Annotated in this window: 11 protein-coding genes and 1 riboswitch; of the genes, 1 reads left to right on the forward strand and 10 read right to left on the reverse strand. The window is 36.3% G+C overall.

What is annotated here, in order from left to right:
• Position 1: 1 nt before the first annotated feature.
• The 8 genes from IGL13_RS09365 to IGL13_RS09400 all read right to left on the reverse strand — a co-directional run bounded on the left by IGL13_RS09365 (position 2) and on the right by IGL13_RS09400 (position 8,800).
• A complete protein-coding gene (locus IGL13_RS09365) occupies positions 2 to 1,210 on the reverse strand; it encodes an FtsW/RodA/SpoVE family cell cycle protein (protein ID WP_002356686.1) in 1,209 nt (402 codons plus the stop codon).
• A gap of 3 nt (positions 1,211 to 1,213) precedes the next feature.
• Positions 1,214 to 1,519: a YlaN family protein gene (locus IGL13_RS09370; RefSeq protein WP_002356684.1), complete on the reverse strand. Its 306-nt coding sequence runs from the start codon at positions 1,517 to 1,519 to the stop codon at positions 1,214 to 1,216.
• A 226-nt stretch (positions 1,520 to 1,745) separates the two neighbouring features.
• Positions 1,746 to 3,515: a DNA helicase RecQ gene (gene recQ, locus IGL13_RS09375; protein WP_002356683.1), complete on the reverse strand. Its 1,770-nt coding sequence runs from the start codon at positions 3,513 to 3,515 to the stop codon at positions 1,746 to 1,748.
• A gap of 318 nt (positions 3,516 to 3,833) precedes the next feature.
• Entirely contained in the window at positions 3,834 to 5,669 is a 1,836-nt protein-coding gene (gene typA / locus IGL13_RS09380; RefSeq protein ID WP_002356682.1) for a translational GTPase TypA, read from the reverse strand.
• 220 nt (positions 5,670 to 5,889) lie between these two features.
• The gene (locus tag IGL13_RS09385) at positions 5,890 to 6,672 is read right to left on the reverse strand and encodes an inositol monophosphatase family protein (protein ID WP_002356680.1); all 783 of its coding nucleotides are present in this window, start codon (positions 6,670 to 6,672) and stop codon (positions 5,890 to 5,892) included.
• Complete coding sequence (locus IGL13_RS09390; RefSeq protein ID WP_002356679.1) at positions 6,673 to 6,951, reverse strand: UPF0223 family protein; 279 nt, start codon at positions 6,949 to 6,951, stop codon at positions 6,673 to 6,675.
• Between the two features lie 49 nt (positions 6,952 to 7,000).
• A complete protein-coding gene (locus IGL13_RS09395; RefSeq protein WP_002378559.1) occupies positions 7,001 to 8,266 on the reverse strand; it encodes a voltage-gated chloride channel family protein in 1,266 nt (421 codons plus the stop codon).
• Between the two features lie 76 nt (positions 8,267 to 8,342).
• Positions 8,343 to 8,412: riboswitch (Fluoride riboswitch) on the reverse strand.
• 64 nt (positions 8,413 to 8,476) lie between these two features.
• Positions 8,477 to 8,800, reverse strand: coding sequence for a hypothetical protein (locus IGL13_RS09400; protein WP_002401897.1), 324 nt, complete (start codon positions 8,798 to 8,800; stop codon positions 8,477 to 8,479).
• Between the two features lie 93 nt (positions 8,801 to 8,893).
• Here IGL13_RS09400 and IGL13_RS09405 point away from each other — a divergent pair, with 93 nt between their 5' ends.
• On the forward strand, positions 8,894 to 9,226 hold the full coding sequence (locus tag IGL13_RS09405) for a helix-turn-helix domain-containing protein (RefSeq protein WP_002362641.1): 333 nt from the start codon (positions 8,894 to 8,896) through the stop codon (positions 9,224 to 9,226).
• A gap of 81 nt (positions 9,227 to 9,307) precedes the next feature.
• Here the strand turns inward: IGL13_RS09405 and IGL13_RS09410 are convergent, their stop codons facing one another.
• Both IGL13_RS09410 and argS read right to left on the reverse strand, forming a co-directional pair.
• Positions 9,308 to 9,808, reverse strand: a complete 501-nt coding sequence (locus IGL13_RS09410) for an HD domain-containing protein (protein ID WP_002356666.1) — start codon at positions 9,806 to 9,808, stop codon at positions 9,308 to 9,310.
• A 155-nt stretch (positions 9,809 to 9,963) separates the two neighbouring features.
• The gene (gene argS / locus IGL13_RS09415) at positions 9,964 to 11,655 is read right to left on the reverse strand and encodes an arginine--tRNA ligase (protein ID WP_002372206.1); all 1,692 of its coding nucleotides are present in this window, start codon (positions 11,653 to 11,655) and stop codon (positions 9,964 to 9,966) included.
• Positions 11,656 to 11,685 lie beyond the last annotated feature (30 nt).

Raw genomic sequence — 11,685 nt, forward strand, 5'->3', positions numbered from 1 at the left:
TTTATTGGTTCTGTTCTAAAGATAAATAGTACTCATTTTCTAATTTCTGACGTGTTTCATCTGCACTGATATTCAGGACAAAGGCCACAGCAATCGAAATAATCAGCAAACTATTCCCACCTTGACTCAAGAACGGGAAAGTAATTCCTGTTAATGGAATAATCCCAGTAATCCCACCAACATTAATAAAGACTTGAATTAATAACATTGTACCAATTCCAATACACATTAGTGAATTAAAAGGTTTCTTCGAGCGTACACCGACTAAAATAATTCGCGCAATCATAAACATCAACAATCCTAAAATCGCTAGACCGCCGATAATGCCTAACTCTTCTAAAGTAATCGCAAAGATAAAGTCCGTATGTGCTTCTGGTAAAAAGCCTTTTTTCTGAACACTATTCCCTAGACCTTTGCCAAACCAGCCGCCATTACTGATTGCATAATAAGAATTAGCTAACTGATGGCCTAAGTTCCGTTCATCTAAAAATGGATTTTTAAAAACAGCAAAACGATTATAAATATATTGATAACGCGCTGGGAAAATTTTTCCTTTAGACATAATTAATAACTGAATAGCCGTGATACTACCTAAAATGCCCAAGCCACCGACCAAGTAGGTATACATATAATTAATCCCACTTGCTAAAACCATCACGATGGTAATTAATGTTAGAATGGCCGCATTCCCGAAGTCAGGCTGGATTGCAACTAGAGCAATTAATACAAAAACGAGCATCAACGGGCGCCCGGCAGCTTGTTTAAATTGATCCATGCCTCCATTAATTGTCTTTTGTCGCCGTGCTAAAATATAAGACAAGTACCAGACAACCATGATTTTTAAATACTCAGCTGGTTGCATCGAAAATCCACCAATCTCAATCCAACCACGTGCGCCGTTAATTTCTTTCCCGATACCAGGAATCCGAACGGCTAAAACCATAACCGTAATTACTGCAATGGCAAACATGATAAAACTTCGATTCTGGAAAACGGATGTTTTCATCTTATAAATAAAAAACATTGCAACTAACCCTACTACCCAAAAGGCAACCTGGTTAATAACGAATGACGTAGGTGAAAAACCTTTCATTACTTGTAATGCGGATGTGGAACTATATACCATAATCAATCCCACGATACTTAAAATTAAATATGGAATAAAAATACTATAGTCTAGCAAATGCCGTTTCTTTACTTTGTTTGGCAAAGCTTAACCCTCCTTGCCAATCTCGTTTTTTTCTTGTGTTTCTTCATAAACATCTGTATATAATTGATTCAATTCGCGTTCTAAATCACTTAGTAAGCGATGTCCTTCATCATTAGTTAAAATCCCCAAACGGGTCGCATAGGTCACTTGTCTTGAAAAACCATACATTTGTGTATCCACCACTTCTTCAAATGCTTTACATTGAGAAATGCACAAACTGTTTTTTTGATTACGAATAAGCATTTTAATGCGTTCTGCATCGTCTTCTAATAATTGAATGGCAAATTTCTTTGAAATTCCTTCGTCCATTTGTACAGAACCTCCCTATCTTAATTAAATAATTATAACATAATTCTCAGTTAGATACATGATGATTTCAGAAAATTTCCTTTAAGAAATTTTCTAAAACCAAGCGATATATTAAGTAAGAAATCTCTTTATATAACAAGCTTATTTTATCAATACAACAACAAATACATTAAAAGACTTTTTCCTTATTTTCTGCTTTTAATTTTAAATAAAATAACAAACTATATCATTTTTTTGTCTCTTGATATTCTTTAATTACTTCTAAAAAGGCGGTGCCATATTTATCTAATTTATTTTGGCCGACCCCTTTTATTTGCAATAATTGAATCGTTGTTTGCGGTAATTTTTCACACATTTCTTTAAGTGTACTATCGGAAAAGACTACATATGGCGGCACGCCTGCCTCTTGAGCCATGTCCATACGTAATTCGCGTAATCGTTCAAACAAGGCATCATCCACTGCTACTTTTCGAACTTTTTGGTCTTCTTTTCGGAAGACTTTCCGTTCCCCTAAAAGCACCTGAACACCTTCTGTCGAGACTGATAACAACGGAAATTGCCCATCAGAAGGAATTAAATAACGTTCTGCTGTCAAATAATCAATCAGCTGTGTGACTTCTTTTTGCGTGCGACCTTTCATTAGTCCGTATGTTGGCAAACGATCAAAATGCCATTGATCAATTTTTTGATCTTTTGAGCCAGTCAAGACTTTACCAACTAAGCCCTTACCGAAACGTTCTCCCATACGTTTTACACAAGACAAGACTTTTTGGGCATCAACCGTAATATCGACTAATTCTCGATTATCCAGACAATTCGAGCAGCGACCGCAGTCCGTCCCTTCTTCACCAAAATAGCGTAAAATATATTTTTGTAAACACATTTGTGCATTCGCATATTGTGACATTTCCCGTAATTTCAAGTACTCTTTCTGCTTATAATCAATGGTCATTTCAGATTGTTCAATAAAGTATTGTTGAATTTGCAAGTCTTGTGGAGCAAACATTAACACAGCATCACTAGGTAGACCGTCACGACCAGCTCGGCCCGCTTCTTGGTAATAAGATTCAATATTTCCTGGTACTTGTGCGTGAATGACAAAACGAACATTACTCTTATTAATCCCCATACCAAAGGCATTTGTTGCTACCATCACTTGCACTTGATCATACAAGAATGCTTCTTGATTTTCACTACGTAACTGTTCACTCATGCCCCCATGATACATCCCAGCTGCAATTTTTTTACTTTCTAATAAATGATAAATTCGTTCAACTTCCTTCCGCGTGCTTGCATAAATAATACCTGATTGTCCAGTATTCATCTTTAAATATTCCAAAAGAAAAACGTCTCTATTTTGATCTTTCACGACTTGAAAAGATAAATTTTCTCGAGCGAATCCTGTTTTGATTTCATTTTCTGATGGAATTCTTAATTGCTTGACAATATCCTCCGCTACTTGTGGCGTTGCTGTTGCTGTTAGTGCAATCACAGTTGGTTGTTGTTGAAATTGATCGATAATCTCTGCTAAACGCAAATAGCTTGGACGAAAATCATGCCCCCATTGTGAAATACAGTGTGCCTCATCTACTGCCAATAAATCAATCGGTACATGTGTCAGCATCTGTTGAAAATCATAAGATTCTAATCGCTCTGGCGCAACATACAATAGCTTGACTTCTTTGTTAACCGCTAATTGAATACGATGATTCATTTCTTGATAGGAAATGGTACTATTGATATATGTAGCTGGAATCCCCATTAAATTCAGGGCATCTACTTGATCTTTCATTAAAGAAATTAATGGTGAAATCACCAATGTTAAATTATCCAAAAGTAAGGCTGGCAACTGATAACAAATCGATTTGCCTCCACCTGTTGGCATAATGCCTAAGACATTTTCTTGTCGCAATACATGACGAATAATCGTTTCTTGTCCTGGCCGAAAATCATCATAGCCAAATGTATCTTTTAATAATTCTTGTAATGCACTCATTTATTGCGCTCCAATCTTTGTTCTACAAGTCATTTTAACACGCTAATCTAACAGGAACAAGGTGTGTTAAAACAAGACACAATCGTGAAACACCAGTTAACGTGAAACATCAAAAAGAATGAAAAATTGTGAAAGCTTGCTATCAAAAGCTTTCAAAAATAGCGGCATTTGCTTGTTGTGGATAACGAGTAGTTATCCACACATAAAAAAATAACCTTATCTTAAAATACGCATTAATTCGTTTTTGCCATCAAAAAAAACCAACTATTTTCGTAGTAAAACGAGCATAGTTGGTTTAAATGTTTATTTGTCGAAAAATTATTCAGCTTTTTTCTTTTTCTTGCTTGCTTTTTCGCGTTCATTTTTGTTAAGAATTTGTTTTCTTAAACGGATGCTTTCTGGTGTTACTTCACAGTATTCATCTTCATTCAAGAATTCTAATGATTCTTCTAACGTTAATTTTTTCGGTTTTTTGATGACTGATGTTTGGTCTTTCGTTGCCGAACGAACGTTAGTCATTTGTTTAGCTTTTGTGATGTTCACAGTTAAATCGTTGTCGCGGTTGTTTTCCCCAACAATCATTCCTTCGTAAACTTCTGTCGTTGGTTCAACGAAAACTGTACCACGTTCTTCAATACTCATAATTGAGTAAGTCGTTGCTTTACCAGTATCGATTGAAACTAATGCACCTTGATGACGGCCACCAATCGTTCCTTGAATCATTGGTAAGTATTGATCGAAGGTGTGGTTCATAATACCATAACCACGAGTCATTGATAAGAATTCTGTTGAATAACCAATTAAGCCACGAGCTGGTGCTAAGAAGATTAAACGCATTTGTCCGTTACCGGCATTAATCATATCTTGCATTTCGCCTTTACGTAAACTTAGTGATTCAATCACGCTACCCATGTATTCTTCAGGTGTGTCAATTTGAACACGTTCAAATGGTTCACATTTAACCCCGTCAATTTCACGCTCAATAACTTCTGGACGAGAAACTTGTAATTCATAGCCTTCACGACGCATGTTTTCAATTAAAATTGATAAATGCAATTCGCCACGGCCTGATACAGTCCAAGAATCTGGGCCAATTGGATCAACACGTAAAGATACGTCTGTTTGTAATTCAGCCATTAAACGTTCTTCGATTTTACGAGCGGTGATGTATTTTCCTTCACGTCCCGCAAATGGAGAATTGTTAACTAAGAAAGTCATTTGTAAGGTTGGCTCATCAATGTGTAGAATTGGTAATGCTTCTTGATTGTGAACATCTACAACTGTTTCCCCAACGAAAATGTCTTCCATTCCAGAAACGGCAATTAAATCGCCCGCTTTTGCTTCATCAATTTCCACACGTTGTAAGCCAAAGAAACCTAAAATTTTCGTTACACGGAAATTTTTCACGCTGCCATCTAATTTCATCAACGCAACTTGGTCGCCGACTTTCATTGTGCCACGGAACACACGGCCAATCCCAATACGTCCAACGTAATCGTTGTAGTCTAGTAATGAGACTTGGAATTGAAGTGGTTCGTCTGAATTATCAACTGGAGCTGGCACATGTTCAATAATTTTATCAAAAATTGGGGCCATTGTTGGCTCTTGATCTGCTGGATCATCTGATTCACTTGAAGTTCCGTTTAAAGCAGAAGCATAAACAACTGGGAAATCTAATTGATCGTCGTCTGCACCTAATTCGATGAATAACTCTAAAACTTCATCTACTACGTGTTCAGGACGAGCAGAAGGTTTGTCAATTTTGTTAACAACCACGATTGGTGTTACTTTTTGTTCTAATGCTTTTTTCAATACGAAACGTGTTTGAGGCATTGTTCCTTCATACGCATCGACAACTAAAACAACACCGTCTACCATTTTCATGATACGTTCTACTTCACCACCGAAGTCCGCGTGTCCTGGTGTATCTAGAATGTTGATACGTGTACCGTTATAATCTACGGCTGTATTTTTTGCTAAGATAGTAATTCCACGTTCACTTTCAAGTGCATTGGAATCCATTGCACGTTCTTGTAATTGTGTGTGTCCATCTAAAGTGTCAGATTGTTTTAAAAGTTCATCTACTAAGGTTGTTTTACCATGGTCAACGTGGGCGATAATTGCCACGTTACGAATATCATCTCTGTATTTCAATTTAATTGCTCCTTATCTATATACGCTTATGTTACTTAAGTCCATAAAAGCCGACTGCTTATTATAGCAAACTTTTTTCATTAAAAAAAGGCTTTCGCCTGCAAAAATAATGAAAGTTTTAGAAATTATTCGGCTTTTTCTGAAAACAAGGACATTTTTTTACAAATTTTTCTCTTTTAAAAAAGGAAGAGCCTTACCTTTCAGCAACGCTCTTCTTTGATTATTCCGATTCATTTAAATATCGGGTAAATACTTCATCATAGGTTTCAGGAGTTGCTGCAATAAAGTATTCACGACCCGCAAAAGTTAATGGTTTTCCTGTAATACCAGAGTATTTAAACCCAAATTCTTCCAAAAGTACTAAGCCTGCTGCATAATCCCAAGGACTTAGATTAGATAAATAGCCATGATGGTTGCCTTTTAACATAGCAATAATTTCCAAACCTGCACAACCGCTAATACGCACGCCCATGCTTGCTTGTCCGATTTCCGTTGCGTGATGAATATTTTTTCCATGCATGTAAGCATTCATGCCCCATAATCCATCTGCCAAGGCTTTCATAGTAGGCGCTTTTAATAATTGATTATTCCGATAAACGCCAAGCCCTTTGCCGCCCCAATAAAGTTCTTCTCGCATCACATCATAGATGAAACCTAATTTACCAATGCCGTCTTCATAAACAGCTAACATAATACAAAAATTTTCTCTTTCCATCACGAAATTCATTGTGCCATCAATCGGATCGATGATCCACACGCGACCAGCAAAACTTTTTAAAGTATTGTAGCCTTTTTCTTCCCCTAAAATTTGATCTTCGGGAAAATTTGTTTGAATTTTATTCATTAAAAATTCTTGGGTTTGTTCATCCATATTTGTCACTAAATCGGTGCGGCCATTTTTCTGTTGAACGGTTAACTCTGATTCCAAGTTCATTCGAATCACATCGGCTGCTTCAAAAAGCCAACTTTGAATTGTTTGAATAAATTTTTGCGTTTCAGTCATCTAATCATCCCCCAGCTTTAATTTACCGCTTCCCTGTTTTTTAGCTTGTTGAAGCGTACGATATAACGAATATCCTGAAGCATTTTCAAATTCACGACCTAAGCGTTTTTCTTCGCCGATACTTTTAACGACCGTTTTAAATTGTTGATAAGTTGTTAAAAATTTGTCAACAGGCAAGCCTGTTTCGTTGGCTTGCTCAACTGCTGTCCACATATTAGTGACAATCACCATTTCCTCTGTCGTCCAATCTAAATCTAATGGATATTGATAGTCTTTCATGTCTTCACCTCATCTTCTCTAGTTTAGCATATTTTCATAAAAAAACATCTTATTTACGTCGATTTTTTAATGCGTTAAAGAGAGGATATTCTGCTGTTCCTTTACGATACAAACTTTGTTGTGAAGCATAAATACCGCTATTTCCTGAGCACATAAAACTGATTAAGCAGACCATGAAAAAATAGACCGCCGCTTCACTACCAAATAGTTCAATGCCCATAATGAAGCAAGCAATCGGCGTATTCGTGGCGCCAGAAAAAACACCAATAAATCCTAAACCTGCTAAAAAAGGAATTGATAGATGTAACAACGGGGCCAAAGAACTCCCTAACGTAGCCCCAATTTCAAACAATGGCGTCACTTCTCCTCCTTGGAATCCGGCACCCAAGGATAACACCGTAAAGAATAATTTCCCAACAAAATCAAAAGGCTGCGCATTGCCTGCAAAAGCATCTTCTAGTAAAGGTAAACTCAAGCCTAAATAACGTTGGTTGTTTAAGACGAGCACAAACAGAACGACAATGGCAGCGCCAAGAAACGCACGAAGGTAGACATTAGCAAACCAATTTGCGTAGGTCTTTTTTAAAAAGACAATGGAACGACTAAAAACCCAACCTGCCAAACCAAAACAAATCGATGCCAAAAATAATTTTACAAATAGTTCAACCGACCAAGTTGGAATTTTGCCCATCGGATAATGCGTATGTGTTACACCAAAACTTTCAGTTACAAAATTAGCAAATAAGCCTGCAAAAAAACTTGGGAAAAGTGCCTCTGCACGAACTTTTCCAATCGCCAAAACTTCTAATCCGAAAACCGTTCCCGCTAATGGTGTGCCAAAAACAGAACTAAAACCTGCACTAATTCCGCTAATAATAATTACTTCTCGTTCCAAAGCGGACAGTTTAAAGACTTTTCCTACAGCATTTGCGATTGCGCCCCCCATTTGCACCGCCGTCCCTTCACGACCAACAGAACCACCAAATAAGTGCGTAGTAATCGTGCCAAACAATGTTAAAGGAATTAAGCGCAAGGGAATATCTTCTTCCCCGCCATTGCCTTGTTCAATCACTAAGTTATTTCCTCGGCTAGCATTTTTCCCAAAACGCGTATAGAAATACGTAAAAACGACACCGCTAATGGGGAGGATAAAGAGTAACCAAGGGTTTGCTAAACGAACATCTGTTACATAGGTAAGACTCTTTAAGAAAAAGGCGGATAACGCCCCCATAAATAAACCAATAATTGCGGTAATGAGCAACCATTTTGCCATATAACCGCCGATTGATAGTAGTTGCTTTGTTTCTTTTTTCACTTTACATGCTCCTTTACAATTTTCTTATCGCCAATCCTAGCGTACAGAAAAAGCCTACCAAAGGGTACACTTCTCCCGTTTGGTAGGCGTCATTAATTTATTCGTCCAATAAATAGTTCGTGGTGAACACCATCACCATGTTGCTATTAAACTATTAAAAATAATACCACGCAACTCTGGAAAGTGCAATAGAAGAATAACTCATTACCTTTAACAACCTCCACGTGTCTTTTTAGACACTAGTTCATTAAAAAAAATAACCATGATTTCTTCGCTTTCCAGATCTAACAACTTAGAAATCAATTTAATATCTGAAGCTTTAAATACAACCTCTCCTTTTAATTTCTTATAAATTGTTGAAGCTGAGATTGGTTGACCTGCAGCGGTCATTTCACTTGCTAACCATTCAACATTTTTCCCTTTTAATTTCAATTTTGAATGAATTAAATTTGATTCCATTTTACTCCCCCTTTTCACCCCTTTTAGTGTCTTATTAGACACTGGAAGTATATCATTTTGTGAAAAAACCGTCAATATATGCCGATTCAATAGTTATTTATCACTCTATGTATAGAGTAAAACATGTTTCTTTTGCGACACTTTTTGTGCTAGAATGTTTTTACGGAGGTGGTTTTTTTGAAAGAAAATTTTTTGAAGCAAAAAAGGATGGAGAAAAATCTTACATTAGAACAAGTTGGAAATTTTGTTGGTGTTGGAAAAAGTACCGTCAGGAAATGGGAAACTGGAATGATTGAAAATATGGGGAGGGATAAAATTGTCGCCTTATCTAAAATTTTAGATGTATCACCTCTTGAAATCTTAGGTATTCCTGAAACGGAAGAAACGTCATTTGTTGTCCCAACCAATATTATGAACATTTACAAACAGTTAACAACTGAAAATCAAGAAGCAGTCTTTCGATACGCTCAAAAGAAATTAACAGAACAAAATTACTTTTAATATTTATTTTAAATAGATGAATGCTAGACTTTTTAGTCAACGTCAAACAAAAAAAGCTTATCCGTAAGGATAAGCTTTTTATTAGATTGACTGTTGGCCAAAATACTGACGCCATTTGGTTTTCATGGCTGTCGTCATCGGCAACGCTGCTTCTTTTACAGCACAATATTTGTCAACAAAGGTTACAATGTAACTTTCTTTGTATTTTGGTGGTGCAATAGTTGCGCCCCACATATGTTTAATAATAATGTCTCGTTCTAAATCAGACAACTCTGTAATTTTTTCAGCATTTTTGGCTGCAATTCGTGGATGAACATAGGCATGAGAGCCTTCGTCAAACTTTGTTGTGCGCCAATCATAGTAAAACAAATCATGTAATAAACCAGCACGAGCTGTTGCACGAGCATTGCCGTTCCAACGCTTTGCTAATTTATAGCTATGATAGGAAACACTAATTGAATGTTCTAAACGAGTTGAATGCATATGTTGTGTGTATTCTGCTAATTTTTGGACTTCTTCGGTTGCTAATAAATCTTCTACATAAGAAAGATATTCTTCGTCTTCACGCCATTTTTCTGTCATATAATTGGGTGCCACCTTTTCTAATCCTTTTATAACTTGACTCGAGTATAGCACCCCAGCTATTTAATTACTATGAATTTCTCAATCTGTAACTTAACTTTAATATTTGCTTAATAAGTTTAGCGTTCAACGCAGTAAAATTTTCACAAAAACTTCTACATTTCTTCTGGTGCATGTAACCCTAGTAAACGTAAATCTTCTTTTAAAACAGTAGCAACTGCATAAACTAACGCTAAGCGTGCCTCTTTTTGAGCATCTTCATCCAAAATCCGAACATGGGCATAATATTTATTGAACGCTTGTGCTAAATGAATGCTATGTTTCGCAATAACAGATGGTTCATATTTTTCAGCAGCTTGCATCACAGTTTCAGGGAATTTTTGTAACAACTTCACGACTTCCCAGCTATCCTTGTCATTTAGTGCATAACGTTGTGTAGCGTCTGGTGTAAAGTTTGCTTTACGTAAAATACTCATCGCACGAGCATGTGTATATTGAACATATGGCCCAGTTTCGCCTTCAAAACGAACAACTTCATCTAATACAAAATCGAAATTATTTAGACGATCATTTTTAAGGTCATGGAAAATAACTGCACCTACACCTACTTGTTTCGCCACTTCTTCACGATTTGCTAAGTCTGGGTTTTTCTCGTTAATTTGATTTCCTGCTAAAGTAACAGCTTCATTCAATACTTCTTCTAATAAAACGATTTTCCCTTTACGTGTGGATAATTTTTTACCGCCTTGAGTAATTAAACCAAACGGAATGTGTTCCATATCATCTGACCATTCAAATCCTAGTTCTTTCAAGACTGCTTTTAATTGTTTGAAGTGATTGCTTTGTTCGTTGCCGACTACATAAAGTGATTTGGCAAAATCATACGTCCGTTTACGGTAAAGCGCAGCAGCTAAATCCCGTGTGATATATAACGTCGCACCATCTGATTTACGAATAAGTGCTGGATTTAAATTATATTCTGTCAAATCAACAATTTCTGCACCTTGATTTTCTGTTAATAAATGTTTTTCTTCTAATAAAGTAACAATTTCATCCATTTTATCATTATAAAAGGCTTCGCCATTATAAGAATCAAATTCAACTTCTAACATGGAATAGATTTTATCAAATTCTTTTAGAGACTCGCTACGGAACCATTTCCATAATTCATTAGCTTCTTGGTCTCCTTCTTCTAATTTTTTAAACCATGCACGTGCTTCGTCTTCTAATTCTGGTTTTTCTTCTGCTTCTTCATGAAATTGCACATATAAGCGCAATAATTCATTAATTGGTTGTTGGCGGACTGCTTCTTCAGAACCCCATTTTTTATAAGCTACAATTAACTTACCAAACTGTGTACCCCAGTCACCTAAGTGGTTAATCCGAATTGGCTGATACCCAATTTTTTCTAAAATAAAGGCAATTGAATTCCCGATTACCGTAGAACGTAAGTGCCCCATAGAAATTGGTTTAGCAATGTTTGGTGAAGACATATCAATAGGAACATTGCCATTATTACCAAAGGTACTGTTTCCGTAGTTGTTTTTTTCTTTGACTACTTCGCCAATAACAGCTTGACTGACTGCTTCTTTATTCATGAAGAAGTTTAAATAAGGTCCCACCACTTCAATTTTTTCAAAATTTGTGCCATCAATTTTTTCTGCTAATTCTGCTGCAATTTGTTGTGGTGCTTTACGATAAATTTTAGCTAATGAAAAGGCTGGAAAAGCAACATCTCCATGATCAACAGATTTAGGATTTTCCAATAATTGTTCGATTTGATCCATCGTTAATTCTTCATTTAAAACATCATGTAACGCTTTTGCTACGATTTCTTTGTTGTTCATAAGAACCCTCCTGATTAATTTGTAAGTATA

Source organism: Enterococcus sp. DIV1937 (assembly GCF_050535975.1).
Classification (GTDB): Bacteria; Bacillota; Bacilli; order Lactobacillales; family Enterococcaceae; genus Enterococcus; species Enterococcus faecalis.